We start from the raw sequence: 18,304 nt of genomic DNA, 5'->3' as shown, positions 1-18,304 counted from the left end.
TAAAATGAAAAGAAGAGAATTTATCGAAAAAACTGCTGCAAGTACTGCTTTATTAAGCTTAGGTTTATCATTGAGCAGTTTTGAAAGCAACGATATTAAACACTTAACTATTCTACATACTAATGATGTTCATAGCCATATAGATCCTTTTCCGGCTGATGATCCTCGTAATCCAAATAAAGGTGGCGTATCGCGCAGAGCTGCACTTATCGAAACTATTCGTCAAGAAAATCCAAATGTACTTTTGCTGGATGCAGGAGATATTTTTCAGGGAACTCCGTACTTTAATTATTATGGTGGTGAACTTGAATTTAAATTGATGAGTATGATGAAATATGATGCATCGACTATAGGAAATCATGATTTTGACAATGGTTTGGATGGTTTGTATGCACAAATGCCTCACGCTACTTTTGAATTTATCAATTCTAATTACGATTTTAAAAATACTGTTATGAATGGTCTTGTAAAACCTTACAAGATTTTTAATAAAAACGGAATTAAGGTTGGTGTTTTTGGTTTAGGTATTGAGCTTGCTGGTTTAGTTGATAAACAAATGTACAAGGAAACGGTTTACAACGATCCTGTAGAAATTGCTCAGGATATGACGAAGTTGCTTAAAAAGGATGAAAAGTGCGATTTGGTTATTTGTCTTTCGCATTTAGGATACAAATACAAAGATGATGCAACAAAAATTTGTGATTTAAAATTGGCTGAACAAACTCAGGATATCGATTTGATTATTGGCGGTCATACTCATACTTTTTTAGATAAACCAACTATTGTAAAAAATAAGGCTGGCGAAAATGTATTGGTAAACCAAGTGGGTTGTTACGGTATAAATTTAGGTAGAATTGACTTTTACTTCGATAAGGACAAAGCACATACAAACCAAGGAAGATCAATTATTGTTTAATCTTTTTTCTGCTGAATTTTAACTTTTTCGAGGAAATACTCTACCATAAAAAAGTAGGCCAAAATTTGTGTAACATCGCGAATTAGAACTAAAACTATAGAGTACGAAAAATATTCGTTGAAAATATAGAAGATGTCCGAAAATATATAACTAATTGCCATTAGCGACATTAATAGTGTTATATGTGTACCTTTAGTGATATAACTTACGAATGAAAAATAGCTTAAAACACTTAGTACTATTCCGTAAAAGGTATAAAGCATGCTAAACCTTTTCATGTTGTCAAATTGCAAGCTAAGTACTGAAATTAGTAGGTAAACAATAAAAATAACAACTATAGAAACTGGCAAAATATCTTTTTTTGCCAGTTTTATTTTTTCGTGTTCTTGCAGAAACAGCTTTATAATTAAAAGGTAAACTACCAGAAAGCTTATTAATGCTCCTATTTCTGAAATCTCGATATCCATTAAATCGAAAACCTGACCTATAAAACAGAATAAAAAAATAAAAGCTTCTGTTGTTCTAATTTTAAATTCGCTACTTATTAAAAAATAGAAAAAGATTGCCGGAAGTACAATGGCCTTGGCATAAGTGGAAAAAAAATCCTGCCCTGCCCAATCAAAAATGATTGTACAGAGTAATGCTAAAAAGAATAAAATTAACGACGGCTTATTCGCTTTCATTTAATTTATTTATAAAATCTTCTTCTGATAGTATAGGAATATTCAATTTATTAGCTTTTTCTAATTTTGCTGGCCCCATATTATCTCCTGCAACAACAAAATCTGTTTTTGCTGATATTGAGCTTCCAACTTTTCCTCCATTGTCTTCAATGGTTTTCTTTAAATCGTCTCTTGAGAATTGACTAAAAACTCCTGAAACTACAAATGTTTTACCTACAAACTTCTCTGTAGCATTTGGATTTATTTTTTCTACTATTTCAAATTGAACTCCGTAACTTTTTAGACGTTCAATGATTTTTTTATTTTCTTCGTTTTCAAAAAATTCAATTACACTTTTGGCAATTCTTTCGCCAATTTCATCTACAAGAACCAAATCCATTAATGTAGCCTGACTTAATGCATCTATGTTTTTATAATGCTTCGCCAATTTTTTAGCAACTGTTTCTCCAACAAAACGGATTCCGAGTGCAAAAAGAACACTTTCAAACGGAATTTCTTTTGATTTCTGAACACCGTTTACCAAATTTTCGGCAGATTTTTGCGCCATTCTTTCTAGGTGCAAAATGTCTTCGACTTTCAATTCGTATAAATCGGCATAATTATGAACCAGTCCGTTCTTAAAAAGCAAGGCAACTGTTTCGCCACCAAGACCTTCGATATCCATTGCTTTTCTTGAAATATAATGCTGAATACGGCCGATAATTTGCGGAGGACATCCGTAAAAATTTGGACAATAATGATTTGCTTCGCCTTCATTTCTCACCAATTCGGTTTGACATTCCGGACAATGTGTGATGTATTGTGTTACTTCTGAATTTTCTGGGCGTTTTTCTAAATCTACAGCGATTATCTTTGGAATAATTTCGCCACCTTTTTCAACAAAAACGGTATCATTTATTCTGATGTCTAATTTTTCTATTTGATCTGCATTATGCAACGAAGCTCTTTTTACAATAGTTCCTGCTAATTGTACAGGTTCTAAATTTGCTACTGGCGTAATTGCACCTGTACGTCCAACTTGGTACGAAATTGATTTTAGTTTTGTTGAAACTTGTTCTGATTTGAATTTATAGGCAATTGCCCAACGAGGCGATTTTGCTGTATATCCTAATTCTTCCTGATGCTGAATACTGTTTACTTTTATCACAACACCATCTGTTTCGTATGGCAAATTGTGTCTGTGTGTATCCCAATAATCAATGAAGTCAAAAACTTCTTGCATGTTATTGACTAATTTCGCTTCTTTTGGAACTTTGAACCCCCATTTTCTTGCCGATTCTAATCCGTCAAATTGAGTCGAAAAAGGTAAATTATTACCGGTTACAAAATATAATAAACATTCTAATGGACGTTTTGCAACCTCAGCACTGTCTTGTAATTTTAAGCTTCCCGAAGCTGTATTTCTAGGATTTGAATAAGGTGTTTCGCCTATTTCTATTAATTCCTGATTCATTTTCTCGAATCCTGCAAAGGGTAAAATGATTTCTCCCCGAATATCGAATTTCTCAGGATAATTTCCTTTAAGTTGTAACGGAATTGATTTTATTGTTTTAATATTATTGGTAACCTCATCTCCTTGAAAACCATCACCACGCGTTAAAGCTTGAACTAATTTTCCGTTTTCGTAGGTTATACTTATCGAAGCACCATCATATTTTAATTCGCAAGTATATTGCAAATCAACATTTCCTAATACTTTCTGAATTCTGTTTTCCCAATCTAATAAATCTTCTTTGGAATATGAATTGTCCAAAGAATACATTCTATATTGATGCGGGATGGTTTTAAAATTTTTAGTAATTGTACCTCCTATGCGTTGTGTTGGAGAATTTTCATCAAAAAACTCAGGATGTTTGTTTTCTAAATCTTGAAGTTCTTTTAGTTTTATATCAAAATCATAGTCAGAGATTGTGGCATTATCTAACACATAATAATTATAATTGTGTTGATTAAGTTCATTTCGTAATGTCTGAATTGTTTCTTGAATATTCATATAATATTAAAATACTGGAAGTTGTGATTTTGAATAACTGTGTATCAAAATTAGGATTATTTTTGTTTACATTCATCAAAAAACAGAAAGTTTTATAAAATCAAAAATCAAGTTGCAAAGGATGCAACTTGATTTTCTTCTTGCCCATTATTCTTAAAAAAGAATTAATAAAAACCAACTTCCAAATGGTTTCTTCGTTTTATACTTTTATGTAGACAACCAAAAAATCTACACATTAACATAGAACTATTTTTGAATAATGATAAAGTCTGAGCGTCTGTTTAATAAATGCTCTGCCTCGGTACATTTTACACCATTTTTGCATTTGTTAATTAGTCGGGTTTCACCATAACCAATTGCACTTTCAATTCTTGATGCGTCGATACCTTGCGAAACAATATAATCTCGTGTAGATTTTGCTCTATTGTCAGAAAGTTTTAGATTGTATGAATCTTTTCCTCGCGAATCTGTATGTGATTCTATTTTAATTTTTATGTTCGGAAATTTTTTCATGATAAAAACTACTTTAGACAACTCTTCAACTGCCAAAGGTGTAATATCGAATTTATCGTAATCAAAATAAATTGGGTTGACGTCTACTTTTTCAACACCTTGTTTTTTTACTACTAAATCATCATAGTTACTCAATTCAAAATTAACATCGGTAATTTCACCCTCGTTTTCTTTTGTGGTTTCAACAGTTTTTTCGTCGTCGCTGTAATTTGTTTTGCTCGCTACTATACGAACTTTTTTGTTACAAGGAACTATTACTGCATATTTTCCGTCGAAGTTTGTTTTTGTTTCTGCTAAAACTTCGTTATAGGAATTGTATGCGATAATTGTAACATCTGTTAGTGGTAATTTTGATTTTCGATCTGTTGCCTTTCCTGAAATATTTTGGTTGCAAACGGGATCTCCTTTTGTAAAAGAATAAATATCATCATCGCCTTTACCTCCAGCTCTATTGGAAGATATGTAACCGTATTTTCCTGTTTTATCTATTACAAACGTAAAATCGTCTTTGTTGCTATTTATTGGTGCTCCTAGATTTCGTGGTGCCGAAAAACTTCCATCTGATGACATTTTACTTTCATAAACATCTAAATCTCCCCAACCATAATGTCCATCTGACGAAAAGTAGAGTATTCCATTTCTGAAAAAAGGAAACAGGTCGTTACCAATGGTATTGATTTTTGGCCCTAGATTTTGTGGTGAACTCATTGTGCCATCATCTGCAATTCTTACCACATATAGATCTGTTTCTCCATAACCGCCAGGCATATCTGACGCGAAGAATAGCAAACTTCCGTCGTCACTTAAGGAAGGATGTCCAACTGAATAATCGTCGCTATCGAAGAACACTTTTTGCGGATTTTCTAATTTTCCATTTACAATTGAACCTTTTAGGATTTGAAAATTATTGATCTCGTTTTCATCAATAACTAATTTGTTTTTCTTTACAATATTTGATGAGTAGTACATGGTTTTTCCGCTGGCATCAAAACTTGCGGTTGCTTCATGATACTTGGTCATTAAATTAGGTATAAACAAGGTTTCATTAAATAGACTTCCATCAGCAGGATTTCTTTCGGCAACGTATAAATTTAGAAAAGGCTGATTGTTCCAGGTATACAATTTCTGGCTAAACTTTGTAGTGTCTCTTGCCGACGTGAATACAATTTTGTCCTGATAAAAGGTAGCTCCAAAATCTGACTTACTGGTATTGATATCTAAGTTTTTGATTTCGTAAAGAGATTTTGCTTTAGACAAACTGTCCATTTGCTTTTTTTGTGTCACATATCTGCTAATCTCTTTTTGCTCTCCTTTTTTATTTAGATATTCTTTTGTGATTTTATCTGCATCTTCATAATCCATGACTGCTTTCATCGACTGAATATAACGCAGATAATAGATATCGGTCAAATTATTACCTTGTACCTCGTATAGTTTTTTGTACCATTTAAGGGCATTTCTCGCATCAGAAATAAAGTAATACGAATCGGCAGCGTTTTTTAAGGTTTGTGCCGATGGATTCTTTATGTTCTGCAAACATTCTTCGTAGGCTTTTGATGCATCGACATAAGAGTAATTCTTAAACAATGCATCTGCCTTTTTTAAATTAGTTTTTTGAGCAAAACCAAATGTAAAACTCAAAAGTAAACTTAGGATATATAATTTTTTCATAGGTTTATTTTTTAGAAGAATCTTGGTGATTTGATTTTACTTTGATTCTTAGTCAATTGATAACGCAAGATGATTTCGTGAGATCCATCGTTGTATTTGTTCAATTCGCTTACAGTATAATCAAAAGCATAACCTATGTAGAAGCTTCTGGAAATTTGAAACCCCGCTAGTATGCTCACTGAATCATCTGTTCGATAAGATCCACCAATTACAAATTTTTCTGCAATCATAAAGTTCGCCGAAATATCGGCAGTAAGTGGGGCTCCACTCACTGCTTTTACTAAAAATGCCGGTTTGAACTTTAAATTCGGATTCAAATCAAAAACATAACCTCCCATTAAATAATAATGTAAACGATCGTAGTTTATGGATTCCTGAACATCATCATAATAATCATTTTGGATAAAACTTGGTATCGAGAATCCTACATACCATTTGTCTGTATAGTAATAAGCTCCTGCTCCAACTGCGATTTTTGCCTGATTAGAAATGTTCTGATTCAGTAATGCATCATTATTATTATAATATTTCCCTTTAGACCAGTCTACGTTTAACATTCGCATTCCGGCTTTTAAACCAAATGCTAGTCTTTTTTCATATCCTAGCGGAATTGAATACGAGAAATTCCCATCCATGTACAATTCATTTGATGGACCAATTTTATCATTCACAATACTTAATCCAACTCCTAGCATTTCGTTTCTAAGAGGTGAATGTACAGAAAAGGATTGCGTTTGTGGTGCTCCATCGATTCCAACCCATTGAGAACGATGTAAAAGCGTTGCTTCTAAGGTTCCAGTAGACCCAGCATAAGCTGGGTTTACTGCCATAGTATTGTACATATATTGTGTGTACTCCGGATCTTGTTGTGCACTGGCACAAAGTGTAATAAAAGAACATACTAAAATGAAATATGTTTCTAATGATTTTATATATAGTTTCATAACGATACTTATTAAGTTTAATTAATTAGATGATTGACTTTGGCTGTTTATCTCATTATAGATACCCATCCTTTTTTAACCGTTCCATCTCCAATGGATATCAAATAAAAATAAGTACCTGTTGGCAACATATCTCCTCTATTAATAACTCCGGATACATTGGCAGTCCCGTCCCAATCATTCTCATAATGTTGTTTACTATATACTAATGCGCCATATCTATTATACACTTTCAACTCGTTATTTGGATATGATTCAATACAATCAATTCTGAACAGATCATTTGCTCCGTCATTATTTGGAGTGAATTCATTGTAAACTGTCAGACAAATTGGTTCAACCGTAGCTGAAGCCGAGTTGTTTGCTGCATCAACATCTAAAGGAGTCGAAATTTCGATTGTAGCAACGTTTAAGTAATTTCCGCTTTGTAGCACTTCTACAACAACTGTAAGTGTAACACTTTGTCCAGCATTTAAAGTTGGAATTGTCCAAAGTTGCGTTTTCGGATCGTACGTACCTGCGCTTGTACTGGCACTTATTAAATCATACCCACTTGGAATTAATTCACTAACTATTGTGTTGATAAAGTTACCCTGACCTACATTATTCACCGTAATAGTAAATGTAATCTGATCACCAAAATTTGGTGTAGGATTGCTAACTGTATTGGTTATCGTTAGATCTGAACAGGTTGCTACATTTACATTTAATGATTTTGTTGTCGTATCATTACAAGTATTGATATACGTTACCTGAACTTTACCTTGTCCAATATCTGACCAGGAAACGGTTACAGATCCATCGGCATTTCCACCGCCAGAAGTAATTTTTCCATTAGTAATTGTCCAAACATAATTTGATTTTCCGTTTGCAACTGAATAAGTAATTCCTTGGAAAACACATGGCGTATCATCAGTAGTCGTAATTGGAACTAAGGCATCATCTTCAAAAGCAATTGTTACTCCCAATCTTGCTGCTCTGTCGCAACCATTTGTTGCATTGTTAATTGCTCCTGCGTAATAAGTCGCAGCTACAAGTGGTGTATTTGTTGCCAAAGGAGTCCCGCCAGTTGCCGAACTGTACCATTGTACATTAGTTTCATTTACTACTATATTTGCAATTGTTGGTACCGCAGATAAACAAAATGTTTGAGTTGTCTTTGGCGTCGTTACAATACCCGGCGTATTTACATTAACTACAACCATTAATCTTGCAGGATTTTCGCAACCTGATCCGCTTGCAATAACACCGTAGTATGTACCAGTCGTTAAATCTGTGGTTGCTGGAATTGCAGTTCCTCCCGTTGCTGTACTATACCAAATTACATTTTGCTCATTTACCTGAATATTTGAAATTTTAGGTGCATTTAATGAACAGAAATTTTGGGTTGTCGCATTTGTAGTTGGTGTTGGCATTGGATTAACAATGGTTACCGCAACTAGTAAACGAGTTGTACTTGCACATCCTGTTACCGGATCGATAATATCTCCATAATATGTACCTGAAGTTAAAGGTGATGTTAACGGAATTGCTGTTCCGCCAGTAGCACTATTAAACCAAGACACGTTTGTTTGATTTACCTGAATATTAGCAAAAGTTGGTGCACTTGTTGAACAGAAGTTTTGAGCTGCATTGTTTGTTGTAGGATTAATGGTGTTTCCAACCGTAATTGTCACTTTTAATCTTATACTGCTCTCACAACCTGTTGTTGCATCTTTTAATGCTGCAAAATAATCTCCACTTGTTAGCGCTGTAGCAGACGCAATTGCTGTACCGCCTGTTGCTGCATTATACCAAACTACATTACTTTGATTGGTTTGAATATTAGCAACGGTTGGATTGTTTCCTGAACAAAAAACTTGAGTAAGTGAACTAGTTGTTGGTGTAGCTGGATCAGTTACACTAATAGTTACTCGCAATCTTGTAGCGCTTTCGCATCCAGATACTGGATCTTTTATTGCTGCAAAATAAACTCCACTTGTTAAAGTTGTTGTTGATGGAATCAATGTTCCGCCTGTTAAGGCTGTGTACCACACGATATTAACTTCGTTTGTTTGAATATTTGCAAAAGTCGATGCATTTACTAAACAAAAGTTCTGTGTTCCAGCAGTTACCAATGTTGGAGTTGCCGGATTCTTAACATCTATTGTTACTTGTAATCTTGTATTACTTTCGCATCCTGATGTTGCATCTTTTATCGCTGCAAAATAAACACCACTTGTTAATGCTGTAGTTGACGCAATTAAATTTCCGCCAGTTATAGCATCGTACCAAACAATACTTGATTGATTGAATTGAACACTTGCAAATGTTGGTGCATTTACCGAACAAAAAGTTTGAGTACCTGCTGTTACCAATGTTGGTGTTCCCGGATCTGTAACATTTATGGTTACTTGCAATCTTGTTTTACTTTCACATCTAGATGTTGGATCTTTTATTGCTGCAAAATAAACACCACTTGTTAATGCTGTAGTTGACGCAATTAAATTTCCTCCCGTTATAGCATCATACCAAACGATATTTACTTCGTTTGTTTTTATACTTGCAAATGTTGGTGCACTTACCAAACAGAAGTTTTGCGTTCCTGCTGTTACTAATGTTGGTGTTCCCGGATCTGTAACATTTATGGTTACTTGTAATCTTATACTACTTTCACATCCTGATACTGGCTCTTTTATCGCTGCAAAATAAATTCCGCTTGTTAAAAGTGTAGTTGATGGAATCAATGTTCCGCCTGCTGAAGCTGTGTACCAAACAATATTTACTTCGTTTAACTGAACACTTGCAAATGTTGCTGCATTTACCAAACAAAAGTTCTGCGTTCCTGCATTTACCAATGTTGGTGTTGCCGGATTCTTAACATCTATTGTTACTTGTAATCTTGTATTACTTTCACATCCTGATGTTGCATCTTTTATCGCTGCAAAATAAACACCACTTGTTAATGCTGTAGTTGATGCAATTGGATTTCCGGCAGTTATAGCATCGTACCAAACAATATTTGCTTGATTAAATTGAACACTTGCAAATGTTGGTGCATTTACCAAACAAAAAGTTTGAGTGCCTGCTGTTACCAATGTTGGCGTTCCCGGATCTATTATAGTAGCCGTAACCAATAAACGACCAGAACTTTCACAACCTGTAATTGCATCTTTTAGTGTTGCATAATATGCTCCATTTGCCAATGCTGTTGTTCGGGCTAATGGTGTAACACTTGTAAGTGAATTATACCAGACTACATTTGCTTCGTTTGTTTTAAGATCTGAGACTTTTGGATTGCTTACCAAACAGAAATCTTGTGTATCATCTGTCGTTGTAGGCGTTAATGGATTAGTAATTGTCACTGTTACCAATAAACGATTAGAACTTTCGCAACCTGTTGTTGCATCTTTTAATGTTGCATAATAAGCTCCATTTGCTAATGCTGTAGTTGGATCTAATGGTGTCACACTAACAAGTGAATTATACCAAACTACATTTGTTTCGTTTGTTTTAAGATCTGAAACTTTTGGATTGTTTACCAAACAGAAATCTTGTGTATCATCAACAGTTGTTGGTTTTAAAGGATCTGTTACGGTCACCGTTACAATTGAACGAACTGAGCTCTCACATCCGTTTACATCTTTTATTGCTCCATAGTAAGTACCGTTTGCTAATAAAGTTGTTGAATCTAATGCTGTTCCTCCCGCAGATAAAGTATACCAGATTACGTTCGGCTCATTTACCTGAATATTCGCAACTGTTGGTTTATTCACCAAACAGAAACTTTGATTATACGTTGTAGAAGTTGGAATGGCCGGATCGCTAACAATTACTGTTGCAGCCTTAAGTTCTCCATTTTTATTTTGACAAGTATTATCACTCTTAACAGCCACATAGTAAGATATTGGAGTCGCCGTAGCCTTAAGACCCGATACCGTTAAAACTCCTGTAATATTATCTACTGCATAAGTTACACCAGTTACTGTGCTGTTTAAAATAGGTTGTGTTTTATTTTCATCAAAATACCAAAAGAAAACTGGATTTGCCAATGTACTTGTTGGTGTTAATGTCGCAATTGTACCTAAACAAATCAAAGCGTTATTTACTGTAATATCATTTTCAAGAGAGCTTGGTAAAATTGTAAATGTTACTTGCTTTCTATCAGTTGGTGCTGTTTCGCAAAACACTGTTGAACTAACTCCAACAAAATAAGTATAAGTTCCAGGCGCTAATCCTGTTAAACTTAATTTAGAAGTTGTTTCATCAATTACTAAATTACTAGTTGTTCCATCAAAACTATACCAAGAATATACTGGAGTTGTAAGTACTGGCGTAGTACTTAATACTGCGTCTAATGTTACTTTCCCATCTTCAGAACAAATTATTGTACTATTTCCACCGTTTATTGTTACACTTGCTATTGCAGATGCAGGAGTAGTTGCTTTAACAACAACTGTTACTTCTCCTCTTGATAAAGCTGGACAACCGTAACGAATTGGTTGAATATAATATTTATAAGTACCCGCTGCCAATGTAACAGGAAGTTTATATGTTTGACCATCGGCTACTTTATTTCCTCCCGTTGGAGAATCGTACCAAGCATAATCAGCACAAGACTTTGGCGGTACCGTGAGCGTAATTGTAGCACTCGGACAAACTGTAATACTATTATTTAGATCTCCTCCATTGATTTTCGTATTGGTTACACGATCAATAGTATGAACTCTAAGTTGATCTAAAACATTTGCAAGTCCTCCTAAACTAATCACAACTTTATCATATGGTTGTGTTTGAGGCGAAACAATTGTCATCGCCATACTATCGCCGGCAAGTAATTTTAAACTCAACAAATTTCCGTCATTACCTTGTATTTTTGGACCAACAGGAATATTTCCTGAATAAAGCTGAATATTAATTCCCGAAAGTACACCTAGACTTAAAAGTGCTCCAGGTTTTGAAATCGTGATTCTTAAACTATCACCTACCATAGATGGTGTTCTAAACTTTGCTGTAAGTTCAGCGTCGGCAAGCACTCCTACTCCATTGAACATTGTTGCGTATGTAGCTACATCTCCATCAGCAACATTCCATGGGTTAGAAACACCTACAGTAGCAGTTAGTACTCCAAGTCCCGCCTGTTCTTTTACACCAGAGAAGATATCTTCGATATCACCTTGTCCACAAGCAATTTGAGAAACTTGATTTTCATAATAAGCATCATAAACCTTAATATTTTGAGCGACACTTAAAATCGATCCTAATTGAACTCGGATACCGTCGTAATTCTGAACTCCAGAAGAATTAGAAGGTACAAATGTATATTCGAATGAATTTTGTCCAGGCAATAAATTCACTAATGATCCTGATACAGATTGTAAAGTTCCAATATCAATTGGATTATTCGCTCCATCACGTTTAGTTCCTATTACCGAAATACTTTGTCCAACAGAAATTAAGCTATTATCTAAACCTAATTTTACTGTTACTGGAGTTCCTTTAGGAATGGTTGTTGGCCATTGCAAATTTTGCCATGTTGTACCAATACCTAAAAGTCCTAAACCAGTAGTAATTGTAGAATAAGTGCTTGGATCTTTATCAACAGCCAATGGACCGCTTGTTACTGCTCCTGTAATAATGGATCCTGACAATTCAGTATTAGCATATACTCTCTCTAATAACGTATCACAAGTAGCAGGGTCAATAACACTAATTGTTACTGTCTGACTAGTGCTACAAGTTCCATTGCTGGCAACTACTGTATAAGTAAATACGCCAACAGTATTAAGTGGTCCTGTACTGTTTGATCCCAAAACATTTCCTTGTGGGTCATACCAGCTAATGGTTCCGCTTGATGTTCCATTTAATGTAACCGGAGAACCTTTTGTAACTACTATCGAACTAGTAACACCTGTTAAAGTTGGTAGTGCAGTTACAGTTGCAACTACCGGTAATTTTACTGATGGACAATCAAAACCAATTTTTTGAGCCTGAATAAAATAAGTGCCACTAGCAATAATATTTGAAGCAGCAATATCTGTTATTGGATTACTTAAAGCATCAAAAAAAGTATATGTTGTATTTCCTGTTGCATCAAAATTGGTGATAGCATCTTTTAAATTTACTTTGGCACAACCAGCTAAAGTTCCAGTAACTGTTAAAGCTGGTATTGGAGCATAATTTACCACTACTTGTTTTCTATCTCCCGCTACATTTTCACATGTACTTGCACTAATAACTGAAACGAAGTAATTGTAAGGAGTTCCCAGCGCAGTCAGTCCCGTAACAGTTAATACAGAAGTTGAGGCATTGATTGCATAAACTTCTCCAAATGAACCAATTTCACCATCCACTATTGGTGTTGTTTGAGTTTGATCTCTATAGTACTTAAATTTTGCTCCACTTAAATTAGATGCTGGAGATAATACCGCTGTTCCCGCACAAGAAGCCGAGACTGGACTTGCTATTATAATATCAGAAGCCAATCCGATAGGATTAACGTTTACCACTACCGGCTGGCGATTACTATTTAAACAATCAATTGGTAGAGCTGAACGTGTTGCTTCCAAATAATAAGTTGTCGTAGAAGTAATAGATGGTATGTTAAATGTGGCTGCAGTCGAAATTGCAGTCCCTCCCGTTGCAGCAGTAAACCATTTATATGTTTCGCCTGTAGCAGTTGAACTAGCCGTTAAAGAAACTGGTTGCCCGGAACATATTAGTGCTGTTGATACATTTATTGTAGCTTTTTTATAAGAAAAAGAAGCTCCATAAATATTCAATGCGCTTATTGCAGATACTGCTCCTCCAAATCGTACTTGTACTCCCGTAAAATTTGCTCCTGCAATAAAACTTGCTTTAAAACGATTTCCTCCCAAAAGCTGAATATTTACAAGCGTATTAATACTTCCGCCATCTGCATTATCACCAGAAACACCGTAACTACTTAAACTAATGTAAGAAAGGGCGCTAATATTCAGTAAAGGTGCTGCAACTTCAAGATCAACCTCTATAATATCTCCAGCAAATCCTGGGTTAGCAAAATCCAATCTTTGTTGTGTATAGGCATTGATTAAACCAACAGTATTCTGTAAGACTGCTGCTGTTGCATCATCACCATCAACAGAACGCCCCTCAGTACCAGGCAAAGCACCACATCCAATACATACTCCATTACTCGATGTCGTTTGATTATTGGCTTGTAAACAACCAGTAATAACTGGCGCGGCAACTATCGAAACATTAATCACAGCCCTTGTACTACTCGTACAATCTGAAGATAAATCTCTTGTTTCAACATAAAATGTTCTATTTGCATTCAAAATCGGAGTAGTATAGGTGTTACTACCTGTTCCTTGTAAAAGATTTCCTCCAATTGCGGCATCATACCATAAATAGGACTCTCCAGAATTACTAACAACAGACAACTGTACACTCTGACCTGATTGGGTAATAATGTTCGATGATACAGGAACAGGTGCTGCCGGTCTAGAATTAACATTAACAGTGACTTTTGTACGAGTTGTACTTGAGCAACTTCCAATTACACCTTCAACATAATAATCTTTAGTAGTAATTAGACTAGGTGTTGCAAAAGACGTACCTGTAAACAATGATGTTCCGCCGGTAGCCGTATCATACCACTTATAAGTTGTATCAACAACAGGAGATTGAACTGTAATAGTTGTTCCACTTCCAGTACATATATTTAAAGGACTAGCAACAACAGTCGCTGGTGCAAGCGGATTTGTTACGACAACAGGAATAGGATTTCTTTCACTGTTTATACATCCATTTCGAGTAACTTCAACATAATATGTTGTATTGGAACTTAAAATCGGAGTTGTATAAACAGGTAAACTACTCAATAAATTTCCAGCAGTTACAGCATCATACCACTTAATAGTTTCCCCCAATGCAGGATTAGCATTTAAAGTCACTGCTTGACTACCACAAATTGTAGTATTACCAGAAACTGTTGGAGCTTTATATCTGTAAGTAGCCTGATAGATATCTAAGCTGGTTAAAAGAGTTACTACTGCTCCAAATCTAATCTCTATACGATCAAAATTAGCACGAGCAACAATGCTTGCTTTAAATCGGTTTCCGGATAATAATTGTAAAGTAACCAACGAATTATTAATAAAAACCCTGTCACCGTTGTAAGTTGCTCCATTATAAGTTGCTAAGCTAACTCCACCTAATAATGAGACATCAGCAATACCACCCGGTAATGCCAATTCAACATCAACAATATCACCAGCTTTCCCAGGATTATTGAATTGTAATACTTGTTGTATTGATCCGCCTAGTAAACCAGCAGGAAGAGTCAATCTTGCTGATGTTGCGCTATTCCCGTCAACAGAATTGTTTGGAGTTGTTGAAGAACATAGCAAACAAATTCCGTCTTGTGTAGTTTGTTGGCTATTTGCTTCTAGACAACCTCCTAATGCATTAGGCAACACGGTAACAGTTACAGGTACTCTCGTAGCACTAACACAGCCTCCAAGAGTAGAACTTGTCTCAACATAATAAGTCTTAATTACAGTTGATGTCGTTGCCGTTAAAATAGGTGTCGTAAAAGTATTTGAATTACCTAATAATTTAGTTCCTCCGGTAGGCACATCATACCAATCTACAGAAACACCTGCTTCTGCAGTTGAAGCATTTAAAGTTGCATTTTGACCAGATATTATAGATACACTTTGTGTTAAAATAGTAGCAAGTCCAGGAACTCCAATAGAATTAACCGTAACCTGTGTGCGAGCAGATTTACATGAACCAATTGACGCTTCAACATAAAAATTAGAAACTCCCGTTGGTACAATTGGTGCGTAAGTACTACCTGTACTTAGGAGTGTTCCTGCAGTTGGATCATTGTACCAATTATAAGTCGTTCCTAATACTGGATTTATAACAGATAAAGTAGTTACTTGCGTAGCTCCCACCGAGCAAATTGCAGTTCCTGTAGCACTAATTGTTGGTTTTATCGGATTTATAACATTAATAGTTACAGGTAACCTTTCGTCGCTTTCGCAACCTCCACTTCTTGAAGTACTAACATAATACGTAGTTGTACCAGTTAAAGCTGGAGTTGTATATGTTCCAACACTTGAAAGAGGTATAGTTGCCGTTGGCGAACTATACCAAGCTACACTTGTACCGGCTGCCGCAGTTGCCGTAAGAGCAAGAGACTGACCTACACATACTGATTGAGTTTCGCCCCCAACAATAGTTGGTTTTGCAAATTGTAATCGTACATCATATATTCTTAAACTATTTAATACCGAAAGAGTTCCACTAGTCCTAATTTTTACCTGATTTGCATCTTTAGTCAGTGTAAATTTTAAGATCTGAATATTGGTGCCCGCTAAAAGCTGAATATTAATTAATCCATTTAGAGCAACTGCACTACCTGCCTCTTCTCCAGAAAGAAAAGCCTGAACAGTAGAATTTGATAATACTCCTGCACTTAATAATGGATTACCATCACCCAGATAAAGAACTATCTGATCTCCGGCTTTTGCAGTCTGATCGAAACTTAAAGTTTCTTCGGCAAAACACCCTAAGCTAACTCCCATTGCAATTGTCGCATAGGAATTAACATCCTGATCATAAGCTCTGGCAGGAAAATCTACATTCAATCCTAAACACAAAAGTCCTCCTCCGCCATTGGTTGCATGCGAAGTTGGTCTACAAAAAGTTTGCGAAAAACTTATATTGCTCAGTAGCAATAAAAACAGCAAACAAAATAATCTCTTCTTTTCGATGAGATCATAAAAAGTAAAAGTTTTTTTCATAATTTGGAAGATTAGAAAATGGACAATAAAATACCTGTTGCGATAAGCACGTATGCTTAGGCAATTCTAAAAATTATTAATAATCAACTAGTTAAATGAATTTTAAACTCCTAGTATACTAAGATTGTAAAATTCATTTCATTAAAAAAATTATGTTGTATTGTGCATACCGAAGTATGCTTAAGAGCATGTTTTATTCTTTTTGAATAAACGATGTCTTAAAAAAAATTGGATGTACTGATCTAAACCAGTCTTCCAGAAGGAGTGATTTGTTGTGGTATTAATTTTCATAAAAGAAAATTTAAGTTTAAGTAGAACTGGGGTATTCTATTAAATATATAGTAGGTCTCAATATTCATAGATGGTTGATAACTCCATCAATAAACTTTGTTGCTTTAGAATAATATTCTAAAAATTGATTCCATTATTTTTAATAATCGGTATTCTTGAATTTAAAGCTAAAAACAAAAACACCATTCATTAACAAATTCGCCGTGAGGAATTTGAAAATAAAAAATTTACATGATTGGGAAATCCATAAAATAAGTTTGAAGTGGAACTAAAATTTAATTTGATGATAAATAAAATTTTATTCAAACTCATAAAAAATAAAGCTAAAATAATAATAAAGCCAAATGCAAAGTTGATAAAAAAAGTAATGATCAATTCCATACGCAAACTTATTAAGTTATTATAAAAACTTCAAATTTAAATTGTGTCTAAAAAGAAAAACAAGTTCTACTAAAAACAAAACCTTTTAAAAGTCTTTGTCTAATTACTCAGAAATACTTTGTTTAACTTTTCTATCCTAAAATTAGAAAAATTGAAAACATAAAACAAACTCAAAATTAATATTTTTCTTATTTTTTAAAGAGACACCAGTTCTAAAAAAAGCTTTAACATGCGAAAAACCTACACTTTTTCGTGCAAAAAGAACTCTTTTAGGAGTTTAAAAAAAGATATTACTTTTCTGTTAAATATTCAAAAAGTAAGTTATTAACTACATTAATATGTATTTTGACGACAAAAACTAACTTTTAATCGACAAATGAAAAACAAATCCTACATTTAAAAGTAATAAAATATAGTTTATTAAATTATTCGAAAAAAACACGTAGAAATACCTGGTAAAAAAAACAATAAAGTTTAAACAAAAGTTAAAAAACAAAAAAAAAGGCAAACAATTTAATAATCAATTGTTTGCCTTTTCAAAATATCTTGGAATAAATTTATGACTCGATAATGGTATTAATTTGGGTAAATAATTGTCCCTCACTTAAGAACGCACCTTGTTGAATTAATTCAAAAATAGAAGCATTTCTATCCTCAGTAAATACTTTTTTTCCAACTTTCATTTCTATATTTTCAGTGAACATATTATCACTTAACCATTGCAATCCTTCTTTTGTTAAAAAATCTGTTTCAGGAATCAATGATTTTAAAACTATTGATTGCACATCAGTTTCAAAGCATTTAAACAAGAAGATATGGTTTTTAGAAAAATGCTCCAAAAATTCTGCTCTTGTCAAAACACCTTCCCAAATTAAATCTGAAAAAACATCCAATTCTTGTTCTGCAACTTCTGGTTTATTTATTTTAAGAGAATCCCATTCTGCTTTGTCAATAGCTTGTGTAGCCAAAAAGCTGGCAAATTCTGCGTGCAATTCATCAAATTGCTCTTTTGTTAATCTTGCGTATTTCATTTTTAATTAGGCTTTATGCCTTACTCTATAAGCTATAAGCAAATTGCTTAAAGCAAATAACTTTAAGTCTGTTATCTATCTTTCTTAAACAAAAAAAATCCC

General features: G+C 34.3%; 7 protein-coding genes. 1 reads left to right on the top strand and 6 read right to left on the bottom strand.

What is annotated here, in order from left to right; translation table 11 throughout:
* Positions 1-4: 4 nt before the first annotated feature.
* A complete protein-coding gene (locus IW18_RS14960) occupies positions 5-916 on the top strand; it encodes a bifunctional metallophosphatase/5'-nucleotidase (protein ID WP_041518700.1) in 912 nt (303 codons plus the stop codon).
* Here the strand turns inward: IW18_RS14960 and IW18_RS14955 are convergent.
* The 6 genes from IW18_RS14955 to IW18_RS14930 all read right to left on the bottom strand — a co-directional run bounded on the left by IW18_RS14955 (position 913) and on the right by IW18_RS14930 (position 18,202).
* Complete coding sequence (locus tag IW18_RS14955; protein WP_041518699.1) at positions 913-1,599, bottom strand: hypothetical protein; 687 nt, start codon at positions 1,597-1,599, stop codon at positions 913-915. The genes IW18_RS14960 and IW18_RS14955 overlap by 4 nt on opposite strands.
* Positions 1,586-3,592 (bottom strand): NAD-dependent DNA ligase LigA, encoded by a 2,007-nt coding sequence (gene ligA / locus IW18_RS14950; protein ID WP_041518698.1) that lies wholly within the window; start codon positions 3,590-3,592, stop codon positions 1,586-1,588. Before ligA ends, IW18_RS14955 begins: the two co-directional genes overlap by 14 nt.
* A gap of 246 nt (positions 3,593-3,838) precedes the next feature.
* Positions 3,839-5,776, bottom strand: coding sequence for an OmpA family protein (locus IW18_RS14945; RefSeq protein WP_041518697.1), 1,938 nt, complete (start codon positions 5,774-5,776; stop codon positions 3,839-3,841).
* Between the two features lie 11 nt (positions 5,777-5,787).
* Positions 5,788-6,720: a PorP/SprF family type IX secretion system membrane protein gene (locus IW18_RS14940; protein WP_041518696.1), complete on the bottom strand. Its 933-nt coding sequence runs from the start codon at positions 6,718-6,720 to the stop codon at positions 5,788-5,790.
* Positions 6,721-6,767: 47 nt separating this feature from the next.
* A complete protein-coding gene (locus IW18_RS14935) occupies positions 6,768-16,499 on the bottom strand; it encodes a T9SS C-terminal target domain-containing protein (protein WP_041518695.1) in 9,732 nt (3,243 codons plus the stop codon).
* A 1,229-nt stretch (positions 16,500-17,728) separates the two neighbouring features.
* Positions 17,729-18,202, bottom strand: a complete 474-nt coding sequence (locus tag IW18_RS14930) for a DUF6495 family protein (RefSeq protein WP_041518694.1) — start codon at positions 18,200-18,202, stop codon at positions 17,729-17,731.
* Positions 18,203-18,304 lie beyond the last annotated feature (102 nt).

The sequence above is a fragment of the Flavobacterium hibernum genome (assembly GCF_000832125.1).
GTDB lineage: Bacteria > Bacteroidota > Bacteroidia > Flavobacteriales > Flavobacteriaceae > Flavobacterium > Flavobacterium hibernum.
Note: the sequence above shows the minus strand (reverse complement) of the source record. Positions and strands in the feature narration are given on the sequence as shown.